Below are 17,982 nucleotides of genomic sequence, written 5' to 3' on the forward strand. Positions count from 1 at the left end.
CAACGTAATCCGCTTTGCGGTTAATTGAAATGGAAAAAGTATGAAGAACTGGAAAACGCTGCTACTCGGTGTCGCTATGGTTGCGAATACCAGCTTCGCGGCCCCACAGGTTGTCGATAAAGTCGCGGCTGTGGTTAACAACGGCGTCGTGCTTGAAAGTGACGTTGACGGTTTGATGAAATCTGTAAAGCTCAACTCGGGCCAGGCAGGTCAACAACTTCCGGATGACGCTACGCTGCGCCACCAGATCCTGGAACGTCTGATCATGGATCAGATTATCCTGCAAATGGGCCAGAAAATGGGTGTGAAGATCTCTGACGAGCAGCTCGATCAGGCGATCGCCAACATTGCAAAGCAGAACAACATTACCCCGGACCAGATGCGTAGCCGCCTCGCCTATGACGGCATCAGCTACGCCACCTACCGCAATCAGATCCGTAAAGAGATGCTGATTTCAGAAGTGCGTAATAATGAAGTCCGTCGCCGCGTCACCATCCTGCCGCAGGAAGTGGATGCCCTGGCAAAACAGGTGGGGAATCAGAATGATGCCAGCACAGAGCTTAACCTGAGCCACATCCTGATCCCACTGCCGGAAAACCCAACCTCCGATCAGGCGGCAGAGGCGGAAAGCCAGGCGCGCGCTATCGTTGAGCAGGCGCGTAATGGCGATGACTTCGGCAAGCTGGCGATCACCTATTCCGCTGACCAGCAGGCGCTGAAAGGCGGCCAGATGGGCTGGGGGCGTATTCAGGAGCTGCCATCCCTGTTTGCCCAGGCGCTGAGCACCGCGAAGAAAGGCGATATCGTCGGTCCAATCCGTTCCGGTGTGGGCTTCCACATTCTGAAAGTGAACGACCTGCGCGGCCAGAGCCAGAACATTTCGGTTACTGAAGTGCATGCGCGTCATATCCTGCTTAAGCCGTCTCCGATCATGACTGACGATCAGGCCCGTGCGAAGCTGGAACAGATCGCCGCAGACATCAAGAGCGGTAAAACCACCTTCGATAAAGCAGCAAAAGAGTTCTCTCAGGATCCTGGCTCTGCAAACCAGGGCGGTGACCTGGGTTGGGCGGCCGCTGATATTTACGATCCGGCTTTCCGCGATGCGTTAATGAAGCTGAATAAAGGCCAGATGAGCGCGCCGGTACACTCTTCCTTCGGCTGGCATCTGATCCAGCTGATGGACACGCGCAACGTGGATAAAACCGACGCGGCGCAGAAAGACCGCGCGTATCGCATGCTGTTTAACCGTAAGTTCTCTGAAGAAGCCGCAACCTGGATGCAGGAACAACGCGCCAGCGCTTACGTGAAAGTGTTGAGCAACTGATGAAACCGCATCGTGTTGTGATCACCCCCGGCGAACCCGCCGGGATTGGGCCTGACCTGGTGGTTCAGCTCGCCCAGTGCAGCTGGCCGGTAGAGTTGGTTGTCTGTGCAGATGCAACACTGTTACAAGACCGGGCAGCTTTGCTCGGTCTGCCTTTAACGCTCCTCCCTTACGTTGAAGGCCAACAGCCCGCACCGCAGCAGTCTGGTACTCTCACCCTGCTTTCTGTTCCGCTTCGTGCGCCTGTTGTCCCCGGCGAGTTACACACCGAAAACGGCCACTACGTTGTCGAGACGCTGGCGCGCGCCTGTGACGGTTGCCTTCAGGGCGAATTTGCCGCCCTGATCACCGGTCCGGTGCATAAAGGCGTGATCAATGACGCGGGCATTCCGTTTACCGGGCATACCGAATTTTTCGAAGAGCGTTCGCACAGCCCGAAAGTGGTGATGATGCTGGCAACCGAAGCAATGCGCGTTGCGCTGGTGACAACGCACCTGCCGATCAAAGCCATTCCGGATGCCATTACGCCTGAACTCCTGCGTGAGATCATTGGCATTTTGCATCACGATCTGCAAACCAAATTCGGCATTCCGCAGCCGCATGTGCTGGTTTGCGGCCTGAATCCGCACGCGGGTGAGGGCGGACATATGGGCACCGAAGAGATCGACACCATCATTCCGGTGCTTGAGGAGATGCGGGCGAAGGGGATGAACCTCAGCGGGCCTCTGCCTGCCGACACCCTTTTCCAGCCCAAATACCTGGATAATGCCGACGCCGTACTCGCGATGTACCACGATCAGGGTCTGCCCGTGCTAAAATACCAGGGCTTTGGCCGCGGGGTGAATATCACCCTCGGTTTACCCTTTATTCGAACGTCCGTTGACCACGGTACTGCGCTGGATCTGGCAGGCCAGGGAAAAGCGGATGTCGGCAGTTTTATTACGGCGCTTAATCTCGCCATCAAAATGATTGTTAATACTCAATGACTAATCGAGTCCATCAGGGCCACTTAGCCCGTAAACGCTTCGGGCAAAACTTCCTCAACGATCAGTTTGTGATCGACAGTATCGTTTCTGCCATTAATCCGCAGAAAGGTCAGGCCATGGTCGAAATCGGCCCGGGACTTGCCGCGCTGACCGAGCCGGTAGGCGAACGCCTCGACGAACTGACCGTTATCGAACTCGACCGCGATCTGGCCGCGCGTCTGCAAACGCACCCGTTCCTCGGGCCGAAGCTGACGATTTATCAGCAGGATGCGATGACCATGAACTTTGGCGAACTGTCAGAAAAAATGGGACAGCCGCTGCGCGTGTTCGGTAACCTGCCGTACAACATCTCCACCCCGCTGATGTTCCATCTGTTTAGCTATACTGATGCCATTGCCGACATGCACTTCATGTTGCAAAAAGAGGTCGTTAACCGTCTGGTTGCAGGGCCGAACAGTAAAGCGTATGGTCGTTTAAGCGTGATGGCGCAATATTACTGCAACGTGATCCCGGTATTAGAAGTACCGCCTTCCGCATTCACGCCACCGCCAAAGGTAGATTCTGCGGTTGTGCGCCTGGTGCCACATAAAACGATGCCGTACCCGGTCAAAGACCTGCGCGTGCTGAGCCGTATCACGACAGAAGCCTTTAACCAGCGCCGTAAAACGATTCGTAACAGCCTTGGCAATCTGTTTACCGTTGACGTATTAGCTGAGTTGGGCATCGACCCGGCAATGCGTGCGGAAAATATTTCCGTAGAGCAGTACTGCAAGCTGGCTAATTACATCAGCGACAATGCGCCGCCGAAGGAGAGCTAAGCCATGATTGATTCGCCCCGCGTCTGTGTTCAGGTTCAAAGCGTCTACATTGAGTCCCAATCCACACCGGATGAAGAACGTTTTGTCTTTGCTTATACCGTAACCATTCGCAATCTGGGGCGGATGCCTGTGCAACTGCTCGGGCGCTACTGGCTTATCACCAACGGCAATGGCCGTGAAATTGAAGTCCAGGGCGAAGGTGTGGTCGGTGAACAACCCCATATCGCCCCTGGCGAAGAGTATCAGTACACCAGCGGCGCGGTAATTGAAACGCCGCTGGGTACCATGCAGGGCCATTACGAAATGGTCGATGCCGACGGTAATGCTTTCCGCATTGCTATTCCCGTATTCCGTCTCGCCGTACCTACACTTATTCATTAATCTAATGTCTACATATCTGATTGGCGACGTTCACGGTTGCTACGATGAACTGATCGCATTATTAAAACAGGTCGACTTCACCCCCGGGCAGGATACGCTCTGGCTGACGGGCGACTTAGTGGCGCGCGGTCCCGGTTCCCTGGACGTCCTCCGCTATGTCAAATCGCTGGGCGACAGCGTGCGCATGGTGCTGGGCAACCACGATCTGCATCTGCTGGCCGTATACGCCGGGATCAGCCGTAATAAGCCGAAAGATCGCATTACCCCCCTGCTGGAAGCGCCGGATGCCGATGAGTTGCTCAACTGGCTGCGTCGCCAGCCACTGCTACAGATTGACGAAGAGAAAAAACTGGTGATGGCGCATGCCGGCATCACGCCTCAGTGGGATCTTGAGACGGCAAAAACCTGCGCGCGCGACACCGAAGCGGTGCTGGCGAGCGACTCCTACCCGTTCTTCCTCGATGCGATGTACGGCGACATGCCAAATAACTGGAGTGATGATCTCAGCGGCCTGGCGCGACTGCGTTTTATCACCAATGCCTTTACGCGCATGCGCTACTGCTTCCCGAACGGACAGCTGGATATGTATTGCAAAGATACGCCGGAAAATGCGCCTGCGCCGCTTAAGCCGTGGTTTGCCATTCCGGGCCCCGTGACAAACGAATATAGCGTGGTATTTGGGCACTGGGCATCGCTGGAAGGAAAAGGCACCCCGGAAAATATCTACGCGCTGGATACCGGATGCTGCTGGGGCGGGGATTTAACCTGCTTACGCTGGGAAGATAAGACCTACTTTGTGCAGCCATCCAACCGACAGCTGGACTTAGGCGAAGGTGAGGCGGTCGCCTCCTGAAGATGTTTATCCTCTCCCTTCGAGGAGAGGATAAAACCGTTAACGACGTTCCAGAATTTCGAAGCAGTAGCTGTGCGAGTTTTGCGCATCCGCATCGTGAAACTCACTGAATACAGACTCCCACTCGTCCGGATCGTAATCCGGGAAATGGGTATCCCCTTCCACTTCCGCATCAATGTGCGTCAGATACAGTTTCTGCGCTTTTGGCAGGAACTGCTCATACACACGCCCGCCGCCGATCACCATGATCTCTTCGGCATCGCCGCAGGCGGCAATGGCTTCATCAACGGACTTAACCCACTGCACGCGATCGTCAGTGCCCGGCTGGCTACTGATCACAATATTCTTACGACCCGGCAATGGACGACCAATCGACTCCCAGGTCAGGCGGCCCATCACTACCGGCTTGTTTAACGTAGTACGTTTAAACCATGCGAGATCGGCAGGCAGGTTCCACGGCATGGCGTTTTCCATGCCGATAACGCGGTCTACCGCCAGCGCTGCAATCAGACTGATCATTGAAAATTTCCCGGATGCAAAAAATTGCCGCCACTATACGGAAAGCTTAATCTTTCGTCGACTGGCGGCAGGGTAAAGAATTAGAAATTTTTTAATATTGCTGGCAACTCCACTTCACGCAGAGGGTTTACTCTCCGGTTCATCCTCAGGATCACCGGTATGCTTGCCCTCTTCCGTTCCTTGCCAGCCGTGGCGCTGAACCAGCGACAGGTGATTACGATCCTCGTTGATGATCTCCGTCAGCATGGTGCTGGTGCGTTTAAACACCGCAGCGCGTTCGGTTGCCGTACTGCTCGCCATCGCCACCATCTCTTCCACCATCTCATGGTTAAAACGGCGGAATAAATCGGCACGCTCACGCGCTTCATACGCGCCAAGTCCCAGGCTTTCAAGCGCCATGCGGCCAGATTTGAGCGCCCCTTCGAAGGTTTCACGTTCAGGGGCTGCCACACCCGCCTGACGGAGCTGGATGTAATGATCCACATCGCGCGCACGAGAGATAATGGTCAGATGCGGAAAATGCTCTTTGACCAGCTCAACCATCTGCATACTGGTCTCTGGATCGTCGATGGCGTTAATCAGCACCTCGGCCTTCGCCGCGCCGGCGGATTCCAGCAGATCAACCCGGGTCGCATCACCGTAAAATACTTTCATATCGAATTTACGCAGCGTATCCACATGGTCAGGATCGTGATCGAGGATAACCATTTTGACTCCGCTGGAGAGCAGTAAACGGCCGGTAATCTGCCCGAAGCGGCCAAATCCGGCGATGATCACCCGCGGCTGCTCCTCGTCGATCTCATCGGCTTCTCGTTCCTGTTCGCTTCCCGTTTTTTCCAGACGCGTCAGCAACACCAGCAGGATCGGCGTTGCGGCCATCGACAGCGCAACCGCCAGCGTCAGCGCTTTTGCCCATTCCGGATCGAGTACATTTGCCATCTGCGCTGCGCCAAAGACCACGAAAGCAAACTCACTCCCCTGCCCCAGCAGCACGGCAAACCAGCGGCGCTGCGGTTTTGGAACGTTTAACGGGCGGGCGATCAGCCACAGCATCGCCATTTTAATGACCAGGAAACCTACCAGCAGAATGATGATGCGCAGCGGATGGGTCACCAGCGTCCCGAAGTCGATAGACATCCCGACGCCGATGAAAAACAGCCCCAGCAGCAATCCTTTAAACGGCTCGATATCGCTTTCCAGCGCGTGACGGTATTCGGAGCTAGCCAGTAAGACCCCCGCGAGGAAGGCGCCCATTGCCATCGACAGCCCGGCCTCTTCAAGCAGCAATCCAAAACCAAACACCAGGAATAACGCAACGGCGCTGAAGACTTCGCGCAGGCCAGAGCGAGCAACAAAGCGCAGCAGCGGACGCGTTACGTAGCGACCAAGCAGAACAACCAGCGCCAGCGCACCAACAACCTTCAGCGCTGATAAGGCAAATGCCCCCAGCGTCGTTGATGCGCCGCTGGTTGCCAGCAGCGGGATCATCGCCACCAGCGGGATGGCAGCAATATCCTGGAACAACAGTACGGAGAAGGTGCTGCGCCCCATTTGCGACACCGTCAGGTTACGCTCGTTCATAGCCTGCATGGCAATAGCCGTCGAGGAGAGCGCCAGCGTCATGCCGATCAACTCCGCGACTTTCCACTCCATCCCGAGCAGAATGCAGAACCCGCCCAACAGCAGACCGCAGGCCAGCATTTGCAGAGCGCCTCCGCCAAACACCGAGGCGCGCAGTTTCCACAGCCGCTGCGGATCCAGCTCCAGGCCAATCACGAACAGCATAAGCACCACGCCGATCTCCGCAAAATGCAGGATCGACTCGGCATCCGTCACCAGCCGAAAACCCCAGGGGCCAATTACACACCCGGCAATCAGATAGCCGAGCACCGAGCCCAGCCCCAGACGAACCGCCACGGGCACAATTAATGCCGCCGCGCCAAGATAAATCAGCGCCTGTATCAGCGTATGGCTATCCATTGTGCGTCTCCTGCCACTCAAGTAAGCGTTGTTTGTAGTGACGAGCCTGCGCCTGCAAGGTTTCATCGTCGCAGACAAAGGTACAGTGCATCGCAAAAGGCGGAAGCCAGTTCAGACCGCAGTAAAGGGCAGTAGCCTGGAGCGGCTGCGCCAGCACGTCAAATCCGGGGAAGGCGCCAATCTCAAAATGGCTTTCCCCCCCGCCGGTGGTAACAGCCCACATCAGGCTTTTGCCATGAAGCGCGTTGCCGTTGTGTCCGTATGCCCAACCGTGGGAGAAAACTTTGTCGATCCACAATTTCAGCAGCGGAGGGGTGCTGTACCACTGCATCGGATGCTGCCAGACGATCAAATCGGCACGAGAGAGCGCCTCCTGTTCGGCGGCGACATCGATATTAAAATCAGGATAGAGTTGATAGAGGGAACGTATCTCTACGTTTTCGAGCGTCCTTGCCTGCTCAAGCATCCGCTTATTCGCATGCGAATGCTGCGGATAGGGGTGCGCATAAATTATCAGAACCATGAATATGCCTGTCTTCTGCTTTTCTTGTAGCAATGAGTGTAGACAGTTCCCCCCCAACTGAAAGAGGCTAACGACCGCTTCAAAGCAAATCGCAAGGATTGGCAACCTTTGTCGCCATACAAACGCGACTGACGCGAAAGAAGGAGCACCACGCTAGCGACGAATTAACCCTGCAAAATGATTATGCAGACTCATATTTTTAACGAATATTTTTAGATTATCTTAAGTCATATTTTAATAAATCAACCTGTACATAACTCATTGAAAAAATAATAATTTTATGCTTTTTTGTTTTGAGCTCAACCTTAAAGATAGTCAATATACGTTTTACACACGTTATCTGATGTTCCTTCTCACTCAAATGGATGTGTACATGAGCAAAAAATTCTTCAAATTAAATAATACAACCAAAACTCTAGGGAAGATATTTCCTGCTTTGTTGATATGCACCCCCGCGGTTGCATTTTCTGCAATCATTGATCAATCAACCTCAGTCCCTCAAGATTTTTCAGCCGATGCTGAATATGTTATTAATAAAGACGTGACGATATCCTCTGCGGGTAGTGAAGCGGCGGTGTCTGTCACTGGGTTTACTACCACTACTACCACTAATTATGGCAATATTTCTGGCACGGGAAATGGCCTGGATATTAATACTGGTGAACAGCGCATTTTAATTAATAACGACATCGGTGCAACCATTTCCTCCACCACCGCGAATGCTGTTAATATTCAGTCAATGCTCGGTGATTTTAATAACAGTGGAAATATTATCGGTGCGGAAAATGGCATGTTTGTCGGCGAAAACTCTTCCGCAGTAAACATTATCAATACCAGCACCGGAATGATAAAAGGAAAAACGGGTCTAAGTACTCGGTATGGTATTGGCATTAATAACAGTGGCGCAATTATCGGTACAAATGGTGATGCTATTACGGCAACTAATGGCAACACCAAGCTTACTAACAGTGCCCTTGTGCAGGGAACCGAGAACGGTATCAATGTAAAAGATACTGCAAAATTGGATATCAAGAATAGCGGAACGATTAGTGGTAATACAGCCGCTATTATTTTTGCCAGCAATAAAAATAACACGCTGGTGCTTGATACGGGTTCCGTCCTTGTCGGTGACGTTATTTCCACCAATTCCACGGGAAACACCCTCACTCTGATCGGCACCGGTACAGAAGACAGCAATTTTGTGGGTCTGAATGAAGGGGACGGTTTTGCCAGCGTCACAATGAACGGCGAAAACTGGGCGCTGTCGGGCGATATTGACATTATTGGCTCTGGCGACTCCTTGATGATAGACAAGGGCGCGTTAACCCTGGCGGGCGAAGTATCCAACACCGGTAATACGCGGGTGGCCAAAGACGCCTCGCTGCAACTGGGCGATGGCGAAAAAACTGCGACGCTCAGCGGTGGGATCACCAACAACGGTACCGTCATTTTCAATCAGGGTAGCGATTTCACTTTCGCCACCGACATGACCGGTAGCGGTAACGTCGAAAAAGTAGACTCCAACACCCTGACCCTGACGGGCAAAAATAGCTACACAGGGGATACGGTTCTGCACGGCGGCACCACGCTGGTCTCCACCGGCGCAACGCTCGGCGTCAAGGACAGTAACGCCACTGTTACCGTTGAAAATGGCGCGACCTTTGCCACCGCAGGCGAAGTGAACAACAACATCGCGGTTCTTAGCGGCGGTACGCTGGCGGCATGGAATGCCGTCCAGGGTAACTCCACGCTCAGCGCTTCCGGCGTCGATACCATCAACGGCAACGTGACTAATGGTGGTACGCTGTTACTCAGTGCGGCTGATAATAGCGTTGGCAATAATTTTACGATTAATGGCGACTACACCGGCTCTGACGGTAGCCAGATTGTGATGAACAGCACCCTGGGTGAAGATAATTCACCAACTGACCACCTCACTATTACGGGCAGCAGCTTCGGTCAGTCCGGCGTCAGCATTACCAACATTGGCGGCGCAGGCGCGCAAACCATTAACGGTATGGAAATTGTCAGCATCGGCGGCAGTTCCGAAGCCCAACTGACGCTGGCAAAACCGGTCGTCGCAGGCGCCTGGGAATATAACCTCTACCAGCACAGTGACGGCAACTGGTATCTGGAATCAAAGGCGACGCCTTCTGATGATCCTTCTGACGACACCGATGACGGTGGAAATACCGATGATGGCGGCAACACCGATAACGGCGGCAACACCGATAACGGCGGTAACACCGATAACGGCGGTAACACCGACAACGGCGGCAACACCGATAACGGCGGTAACACTGACAACGGCGGCAACACCGACAACGGCGGTAACACCGACAACGGCGGTAACACTGACAACGGCGGCAACACCGACAACGGCGGTAGCACTGACAACGGCGGTAACAATGCGCCGGAAGTCATGGCGCCTGAAGTGGGTGCTTACTTAGGCAACTACCTTGCCGCACAGGGCATGTTCCTGCATAAACGTGACGATCGCGACCAGATCACCTTCCGCAATGAAGACGACCTGAACACCTGGATGTACGTTAAGGGTCGCTATCACGAGAACGATGCGGGTGGCGATAAAGTCAGCTATGACACCACCACGACCGTACTGCAAGTCGGCAGCGATTTCATGAGCAAGCCAATGGATAACGGTATCCTGCGTGCTGGCGGGATGTTCGGTGCAGGCCAGGCGAAGACCCACTCTGATGCGAAGCACAACGTGCGTGACGCTCAGGGTAAGGTTGATGGTTTCAATGTTGGGCTTTACGCCACCTGGCAGGAAGATCAGAAATTACGTCTGGGCAGCTACGTTGATACCTGGGCCGCATACAGCTGGTATAACAACAAAGTCACCAGCAACCGCAACGACGAAGACTACGATAGCGAAGGTTTCGCCGCGTCTGTTGAAGTCGGCCACGCGTGGGTTATCCAGTCTGAAAATGAACGTACCTGGAAGATCGAGCCGCAGGCGCAGGTGATCTACAGCTATCTCGATCAGGAAAATCATACCGATCGCGACGGCGTACGCGTCACTACCCTGGACAACGACAGCGTCTTTGGTCGTCTCGGCGTTAAAGCAAGCTACTTCCAGCAGAAGGACGTCAAGGCCTGGCAGCCGTACGTCGCGGTTAACTGGTTGAAAGGTGCTGGTCAAAACGATCTGGCATTCAACGACGAGACCGTCAGCAACGATACGCCGGAAGATCGTGGTCAGTTAGAGCTGGGCGTAACCGGCAACCTGAACGAAACCACGACAATCTCCCTGCGAGCCAGCGGCGAATGGGGTGAAAACAGCTATGCCGCATACGGCGGTCATATTTTGTTAAACCATCGGTGGTAATCGATCATTCTGAAGCAAAAAAGCAGTGGCATGTGCCACTGCTTTTTTTAGTTATCCAGCTCACCCATTGATTTAACCTGGTCACGGTTAATCTGTTCAGTTTGACCGGTTTCGGCGTTTTTGTACGATACGAGACCGGTATCGTCATCCACCTGCGGTTTCCCGTCAGTAACAATCGTTTTGCCATCGGTGGTTTTTACGGCCTGATTGGACGAACAGCCCGCCACGGTGAACATTGCGGTGGCAGCCAGAACGGAAGCGATCAGTAGTTTATTTTGCATGGTGTTTTCCCCTGCTCTCAGTTGAATTTTCGTTATCGACCTAACTATTTTAGGCTAACTGACTGAAAGCGGATGAAAAACCAGAAGGTTCTTAAGATGGGAAAATTGCCCGGTAACCGAACGGTACCGGGCAATGGGGGTTACTTGCTAATCTGCGCGTGCATTTCCTGCACCGAAATCACCTTCTCGGTGGCATCCGCATTCAGCGCCATCGCTGTTGCGAAACCGCCGTTCAGGGTGGTGTCGTAGTGCACTTTGTATTGCAGCGCGCTGCGGCGAATCAGCTTGGAGTCTTCAATCGCCTGGCGTCCTGCGGTGGTGTTGATGATGTAGGTATATTCGCCATTCTTGATACGATCCTGAATGTGCGGACGACCTTCATGCACTTTGTTCACCAGACGCGGGTTGATACCCGCTTCACCCAACACAATCGCCGTACCGTGAGTGGCGTCCAGCTCGAAGCCCTGTTTCAGCAGCTTGGCGGCCAGGTCAACCACGCGCTCTTTATCGCCTTCGCGAACGGAGAGCAGCGCACGGCCAGATTTTCTCATGGTGGAGCTACTGCCCAGCTGCGCTTTCGCAAACGCTTCTGCGAAGGTGCGGCCCACGCCCATTACTTCCCCGGTAGAGCGCATCTCTGGCCCTAACAGCGGGTCAACGCCCGGGAATTTGTTGAACGGCAGCACCACCTCTTTCACCGAGTAGTACGGCGGGATGATTTCTTTCGTGACGCCCTGCTGAGCCAGCGTCTGGCCAGCCATCACGCGCGCCGCCACTTTCGCCAGCGGAATACCGGTCGCTTTAGAGACAAACGGTACGGTACGCGCCGCACGCGGGTTGACTTCAATCAGATAGACTTCGTTGTCTTTTACCGCGAACTGAACGTTCATCAGGCCGCGAACCTGAAGCTCGAAGGCCAGCTTCTGCACCTGCTGGCGCATCACGTCCTGAATCTCCTGGCTCAGGGTATACGCTGGCAGAGAACAGGCGGAGTCACCCGAGTGCACGCCCGCCTGCTCGATGTGCTCCATGATGCCGCCAATCAGCACCATTTCGCCGTCGCAGATGGCATCCACGTCGACTTCAACCGCGTCGTCGAGGAAGCGGTCGAGCAGCACTGGCGCATCGTTGGAAACGCTCACCGCCGTCTGGAAGTAGCGACGCAGGTCCGCTTCGTCGTAGACGATTTCCATCGCGCGGCCGCCCAGTACGTAGGATGGACGCACCACCAGCGGGTAGCCGATCTCTTTCGCTTTCTCAACGGCCATTTCAATCGCGGTCACGGTGGCGTTCGCCGGCTGTTTCAGCTTGAGACGGTCAACCGCCTGCTGGAAACGCTCGCGGTCTTCCGCACGGTCAATCGCATCCGGGCTGGTGCCGATAACCGGTACACCTGCTGCTTCCAGCGCGCGCGCCAGCTTCAGCGGAGTCTGGCCGCCGTACTGCACGATCACGCCTTTTGGCTTCTCGATGCGCACGATTTCCAGCACGTCTTCCAGGGTAACCGGCTCGAAGTAGAGGCGGTCGGAGGTATCGTAGTCGGTCGAGACGGTTTCCGGGTTACAGTTGACCATGATGGTCTCGTAACCGTCTTCGCGCAGCGCCAGAGAGGCGTGTACGCAGCAGTAGTCAAACTCGATGCCCTGGCCGATACGGTTTGGGCCGCCGCCCAGCACCATAATCTTGTCGCGGTCGACGGACGGGTTCGCTTCGCACTCGTCTTCATAGGTGGAGTACATGTACGCGGTATCGGTCGAGAACTCTGCCGCACAGGTGTCCACGCGCTTGTAAACCGGATGCAGGTCATACTGGTCGCGCAGCTTGCGGATCTCCGCTTCGCGCACGCCCGCCAGTTTAGCCAGACGCGCATCGGCGAAGCCTTTACGCTTCAGCATACGCAGGAAGTCAGCGTCCAGGCCGTTGATGCCCAGCTCCGCCACTTTCTCTTCCAGACGCACCAGCTCTTCAATCTGCACCAGGAACCAGCGGTCAATGTTAGTCAGGTTAAATACACCGTCGACGGACAGGCCCGCGCGGAAGGCATCGGCGATGTACCAGATACGCTCTGCGCCCGCGTCTTTCAGCTCACGGCGGATTTTGGTCAGCGCTTCCGGGTCGTCCAGGCTGACTTTCGGGTCAAAGCCGGTCGCGCCCACTTCCAGGCCACGCAGCGCTTTTTGCAGGGATTCCTGCTGCGTGCGGCCAATCGCCATGACTTCACCAACAGATTTCATCTGGGTGGTCAGACGGTCGTTGGCGCCGGCGAATTTCTCGAAGTTAAAGCGAGGAATTTTAGTCACAACGTAGTCGATGGACGGTTCGAAGGACGCAGGGGTGCGGCCACCGGTGATGTCGTTCATCAGCTCGTCAAGGGTGTAACCCACCGCCAGTTTCGCCGCCACCTTCGCAATCGGGAAGCCGGTGGCTTTGGAGGCCAGCGCGGAGGAACGGGACACGCGCGGGTTCATTTCGATAACAATCAGACGGCCGGTTTTCGGGTTCACCGAGAACTGCACGTTAGAGCCGCCGGTTTCCACGCCGATTTCACGCAGTACCGCCATCGAGGCGTTACGCATGATTTGGTACTCTTTGTCGGTCAGCGTCTGAGCTGGCGCAACGGTGATAGAGTCGCCGGTGTGGATCCCCATCGCGTCAAAGTTTTCGATGGAGCAGACGATGATGCAGTTGTCGTTTTTATCACGCACCACTTCCATCTCGTACTCTTTCCAGCCAATCAGCGATTCATCAATCAGCAGCTCTTTGGTTGGGGAGAGATCCAGGCCGCGCTCACAAATCTCTTCAAACTCTTCGCGGTTGTAGGCAATGCCGCCGCCGGTGCCGCCCATGGTGAACGATGGACGGATGATGCACGGATAGCCCACTTCAGCCGCAACGGCCAGCGCTTCTTCCATATTGTGCGCGATACCGGAACGCGCGGTATCAAGGCCAATTTTTTTCATTGCCACGTCGAAGCGGCGACGGTCTTCTGCTTTATCAATCGCGTCGGCGGTCGCACCGATCATGGTCACGCCGAACTCTTCCAGCACGCCCTGACGCTCCAGCTCCAGCGCACAGTTCAGCGCCGTCTGGCCGCCCATGGTCGGCAGCACCGCGTCCGGACGCTCTTTCTCGATAATTTTGCGTACCACTTCCCAGTGAATTGGCTCGATGTAGGTCGCATCCGCCATTTCCGGGTCGGTCATGATGGTGGCCGGGTTAGAGTTCACCAGAATGACGCGGTAACCCTCTTCACGCAGGGCTTTACACGCCTGCGCGCCAGAGTAGTCAAATTCACAGGCCTGGCCGATGACAATCGGGCCAGCGCCAAGGATCAGGATGCTTTTTATGTCTGTACGTTTTGGCATGGTCTTCTCAGCTCCTGATTATTTAGCGATCTTACGGTATTGCTCAATAAGTTCGATGAAGTGATCGAACAGCGGTGCGGCATCGTGTGGGCCCGGGCTGGCTTCAGGGTGGCCCTGGAAGCTGAACGCAGGCTTATCGGTACGATGGATACCCTGCAAGGTACCATCGAACAGTGATTTGTGCGTCACGCGCAGGTTAGCCGGCATCGTCGCTTCATCCACAGCGAAGCCGTGGTTCTGCGCGGTGATCATCACCGTGTTGTTGTCGATATCTTTCACCGGGTGGTTACCACCGTGGTGGCCGAACTTCATCTTGACGGTGTTCGCTCCGCTCGCCAGTGCCAGCAGCTGATGGCCGAGACAGATGCCGAATACCGGGATATCGGTTTCAAGGAAGGACTTGATGGCGTCGATAGCGTAGTCGCACGGCGCCGGGTCGCCAGGACCGTTAGAGAGGAAGATGCCGTCCGGGTTCATCTTCAGAACATCTTCCGCAGACGTTTGTGCCGGGACGACCGTCAGGCGGCAGCCACGGTCAACCAGCATACGCAGGATGTTGCGCTTGGCGCCAAAATCGTAGGCCACCACGTGGAACGGCAGCTCGCTTTCCGGTTTCGCTTCCGGCAGGTCGCCTTCCAGCGTCCAGCTACCCTGCGTCCAGCTGTAGGCTTCCGCCGTGGTCACTTCTTTCGCCAGGTCCATACCGTTCAGACCCGGGAAGGCTTTCGCTTTTTCCAGCGCCAGCGTCGCATCGAGGTTATCCCCTGCGATGATACAACCGTTTTGTGCGCCCTTCTCGCGCAGCAGACGCGTCAGCTTACGGGTATCGATATCAGCAATCGCCACAATGTTATGGCGCTTCAGGTAAGAAGAGAGGTCTTCGGTGTTGCGGAAGTTGCTGGCAATCAGCGGCAGGTCGCGAATGACCAGGCCTTGCGCATGTACCTGAGAGGATTCTTCGTCAGCCGCATTGGTGCCGACATTGCCGATATGAGGATAAGTAAGAGTAACGATTTGGCGAGAATAGGAAGGATCAGTGAGGATTTCTTGATAACCGGTCATTGAAGTATTGAAAACGACTTCCCCAACCGCCGAACCCGTTGCCCCTATGGCCCGACCGATAAACTGGGTTCCGTCTTCCAGAACCAATAGCGCTGACTTAATCAAAACACCCTCCAGAGAATATTCACTCACTTTATTTGCATATTAATTCATAACCATGTCATGGATCAATGCAAATGTGTTGCCAGCGGATTTTTGGCAAACGGCGGCATTCTGGGGATTTGCCATGTAAAAGTCAACTTAAAACGGGAGTTTTGTTTATTCTTTTGCAAGTCTGGCATCTGGAATGGGATTTAATGGGCAAAAAGATCAGGTAAATCATTCCGGAAAACGCTTGCGCGACAGGTTTGTTAGAATTTTAAGGAGGTGGATGACAAAAAGTGGACCAGATGGTCAAAATTTACATATATTTCACAGAAAAATGGCATATCAATAAGATTTATACCTCCTAAGCGTTATTTTTAATCTAAAACGGATAAAATAAGAGGGCAATAAATTATTGCCCCATGCAATCAAGTAATTACGACTGCAATAACCACATCACGATGGGTAATATCGCTTACAAATTATTGAGATCAAGCACATCTCGCATATCAAAAAGACCCTTTTCCTTCGCGTTAAGCCACAAAGCGGCGCGAACTGCACCATTCGCAAACGTCATGCGGCTTGACGCTTTGTGGGTAATCTCAACACGTTCGCCAATATCGGCGAACATCGCCGTATGTTCACCGACGATATCGCCTGCACGAACGGTTGCGAAACCAATTGTCCCGGGCACGCGTTCGCCGGTATGTCCTTCACGGGTATAGACCGCGCACTCTTTTAAATCTTTATCAAGTGCATGAGCAATCGCTTCGCCCATCGCCAGCGCCGTGCCTGATGGAGCATCAACTTTATAGCGGTGGTGTGCTTCAACAATCTCAATGTCGGTATAATTTCCCATCACCTTCGCTGCCTTTTCCAGCAGTTTCAGCATGACGTTAACGCCGACGCTAAAGTTCGCAGCGAAGACAATCGCAATGTCGGTGGCTGCGTCCTGAATGGCCTGTTTACCGGCATCATCGAAACCAGTGGTACCAATCACCATCCCTTTACCGTGCTGACGGCAAAACGCCAGATGAGCCAGCGTGCCTTCCGGACGGGTAAAGTCGATGAACACATCAAAGTCTTCTTTCACTGCCTCAAGGCTGCTCTGTACGGTTACGCCTGTCTTGCCCGCGCCCGCCAGTTCGCCTGCATCGGCTCCCTGCAGGGATGAACCCTCACGCTCCAGCGCCGCGCCGAGTGCCACGCCATCCATCTGTAGTGCCGCCTGAATCAGCTGGCGACCCATACGTCCACCCGCGCCCGCAATAGCAACGCGGATCTGTGCATCATGCATAGTTATTCTCTTACGTTAAAATGATGTAAACCGTTTTCAGATTAACCAGCCTTGGCAAAGCCTGCCAACTGAAAACACCGATAATTAGAATTTAACGTGAAACCGACTTAAATATCAGTAAAAGACATGATTTTGTCGTCACGATAAAGTTTGGGGCAAAAAAAAGGCCAGCACAGGAGGTGCTGGCCTTTCATCAGATAAAGAACTATTCCACTTCTCGCGCGTCAATACGCAACTCTTTCGGCACTTCAAAAACAATGTTCTCTTCGCGGCCTTCCAGCGGCACCGCTTCGCCACCGCCCAGCTCTTGCAGGCGGGCAATGACGTTCTGCACCAGAATATCCGGCGCTGAAGCGCCTGCGGTAACACCGACGCAGACCGCGTTTTTCACCCACGCTTCCTGAATGTCCGTTGCGTCGTCGATTAAAAACGCCGCTTTCCCCATACGCTGCGCCAGTTCGGCCAGACGGTTAGAGTTAGAGGAGTTTTTCGAGCCGACCACTAGCACCACGTCCGCCTGTTCAGCCAGCGCGCGCACGGCTTCCTGACGGTTGGTGGTTGCGTAGCAGATATCATCTTTGCGCGGCCCGACGATTTTCGGGAAGCGCTGGCGCAGGGCGTCAATCACGTCTGAGGTGTCGTCCACGGAAAGCGTCGTCTGGGTCATAAACGACAGTCGGGCTTCGTTTTTCACATTCAGCGTAAAGACGTCTTCCGGTGACTCAACCAGATACATGCCCCCTTCCGGGTTGCTGTACTGGCCCATGGTGCCTTCCACTTCCGGGTGACCGGCGTGACCAATCAGAATTGACTCTTCACCGCGACGGCTGGCGCGCGCCACTTCCATATGCACTTTGGTCACCAGCGGACAGGTGGCATCGAAAACGGTCAGATCGCGGTTTTTCGCCTCGTTGCGTACCGCCTGCGAGACGCCGTGCGCGGAGAAGATGAGAATTGCGCCGTCCGGCACTTCGCTGATCTGCTCGATAAAAATCGCACCGCGCTCGCGCAGGCTGTCGACCACGTAGCGGTTGTGCACCACTTCGTGACGCACGTAAATCGGCGCGCCGTAAATCTCCAGCGCGTTTTCAACAATGCTGATAGCGCGGTCTACACCGGCGCAAAAACCGCGCGGGTTAGCCAACAGGATCTGCATT

Annotated in this window: 14 protein-coding genes; 6 read left to right on the forward strand and 8 right to left on the reverse strand. The window is 54.6% G+C overall.

All coding sequences use genetic code 11. The features are described from left to right. Nucleotides 1–40 precede the first annotated feature (40 nt). The 5 genes from surA to apaH are packed head-to-tail and all read left to right on the forward strand — an operon-like array spanning nt 41 to nt 4,365. Nucleotides 41–1,327: a peptidylprolyl isomerase SurA gene (gene surA, locus ACOTZD_RS07620; protein WP_023324141.1), complete on the forward strand. Its 1,287-nt coding sequence runs from the start codon at nt 41–43 to the stop codon at nt 1,325–1,327. Continuing rightward, nucleotides 1,327–2,313, forward strand: a complete 987-nt coding sequence (pdxA, locus tag ACOTZD_RS07625; protein WP_023324140.1) for a 4-hydroxythreonine-4-phosphate dehydrogenase PdxA — start codon at nt 1,327–1,329, stop codon at nt 2,311–2,313. Before surA ends, pdxA begins: the two co-directional genes overlap by 1 nt. Further along, nucleotides 2,310–3,131: a 16S rRNA (adenine(1518)-N(6)/adenine(1519)-N(6))-dimethyltransferase RsmA gene (gene rsmA, locus ACOTZD_RS07630; RefSeq protein ID WP_003856423.1), complete on the forward strand. Its 822-nt coding sequence runs from the start codon at nt 2,310–2,312 to the stop codon at nt 3,129–3,131. The genes pdxA and rsmA overlap by 4 nt, the downstream gene beginning before the upstream one ends. 3 nt (nt 3,132–3,134) lie before the next feature. Next, complete coding sequence (apaG, locus tag ACOTZD_RS07635) at nt 3,135–3,512, forward strand: Co2+/Mg2+ efflux protein ApaG (protein ID WP_003856425.1); 378 nt, start codon at nt 3,135–3,137, stop codon at nt 3,510–3,512. A 4-nt stretch (nt 3,513–3,516) separates the two neighbouring features. Then, entirely contained in the window at nt 3,517–4,365 is an 849-nt protein-coding gene (apaH, locus tag ACOTZD_RS07640; RefSeq protein WP_023324139.1) for a bis(5'-nucleosyl)-tetraphosphatase (symmetrical) ApaH, read from the forward strand. A gap of 39 nt (nt 4,366–4,404) precedes the next feature. On the opposite strand, the gene folA is transcribed toward apaH, so the two are convergent. The 3 genes from folA to kefF all read right to left on the reverse strand — a co-directional run bounded on the left by folA (nt 4,405) and on the right by kefF (nt 7,387). Further along, complete coding sequence (gene folA / locus ACOTZD_RS07645; RefSeq protein ID WP_003856431.1) at nt 4,405–4,884, reverse strand: type 3 dihydrofolate reductase; 480 nt, start codon at nt 4,882–4,884, stop codon at nt 4,405–4,407. Nucleotides 4,885–4,998: 114 nt separating this feature from the next. After that, entirely contained in the window at nt 4,999–6,864 is a 1,866-nt protein-coding gene (kefC, locus tag ACOTZD_RS07650) for a glutathione-regulated potassium-efflux system protein KefC (RefSeq protein ID WP_003856433.1), read from the reverse strand. Further along, a complete protein-coding gene (kefF, locus tag ACOTZD_RS07655) occupies nt 6,857–7,387 on the reverse strand; it encodes a glutathione-regulated potassium-efflux system oxidoreductase KefF (RefSeq protein ID WP_003856435.1) in 531 nt (176 codons plus the stop codon). Before kefF ends, kefC begins: the two co-directional genes overlap by 8 nt. A gap of 373 nt (nt 7,388–7,760) precedes the next feature. Between kefF and ACOTZD_RS07660 the strand changes: the two genes are divergently transcribed. Beyond that, nucleotides 7,761–10,736 carry an autotransporter outer membrane beta-barrel domain-containing protein gene (locus ACOTZD_RS07660; protein ID WP_080361027.1) on the forward strand — a complete coding sequence of 992 codons (2,976 nt, stop codon included), beginning with the start codon at nt 7,761–7,763 and terminating at the stop codon, nt 10,734–10,736. Between the two features lie 47 nt (nt 10,737–10,783). On the opposite strand, the gene ACOTZD_RS07665 is transcribed toward ACOTZD_RS07660, so the two are convergent. The 5 genes from ACOTZD_RS07665 to ispH form a co-directional block, all read right to left on the reverse strand. Further along, entirely contained in the window at nt 10,784–11,017 is a 234-nt protein-coding gene (locus ACOTZD_RS07665) for a YgdI/YgdR family lipoprotein (protein WP_003856439.1), read from the reverse strand. Between the two features lie 140 nt (nt 11,018–11,157). Next, nucleotides 11,158–14,382: a carbamoyl-phosphate synthase large subunit gene (carB, locus tag ACOTZD_RS07670; RefSeq protein WP_023315370.1), complete on the reverse strand. Its 3,225-nt coding sequence runs from the start codon at nt 14,380–14,382 to the stop codon at nt 11,158–11,160. Nucleotides 14,383–14,400: 18 nt separating this feature from the next. Continuing rightward, nucleotides 14,401–15,549 (reverse strand): glutamine-hydrolyzing carbamoyl-phosphate synthase small subunit, encoded by a 1,149-nt coding sequence (gene carA / locus ACOTZD_RS07675; RefSeq protein WP_032608475.1) that lies wholly within the window; start codon nt 15,547–15,549, stop codon nt 14,401–14,403. 454 nt (nt 15,550–16,003) lie between these two features. Further along, nucleotides 16,004–16,825: a 4-hydroxy-tetrahydrodipicolinate reductase gene (dapB, locus tag ACOTZD_RS07680; RefSeq protein ID WP_421636264.1), complete on the reverse strand. Its 822-nt coding sequence runs from the start codon at nt 16,823–16,825 to the stop codon at nt 16,004–16,006. 205 nt (nt 16,826–17,030) lie between these two features. Then, entirely contained in the window at nt 17,031–17,981 is a 951-nt protein-coding gene (gene ispH, locus ACOTZD_RS07685; protein ID WP_003856448.1) for a 4-hydroxy-3-methylbut-2-enyl diphosphate reductase, read from the reverse strand. Nucleotide 17,982: the final 1 nt, after the last annotated feature.

The sequence above is a fragment of the Enterobacter cloacae complex sp. SHL022 genome, assembly GCF_049237785.1.
Taxonomy (GTDB): Bacteria; Pseudomonadota; Gammaproteobacteria; order Enterobacterales; family Enterobacteriaceae; genus Enterobacter; species Enterobacter hormaechei_C.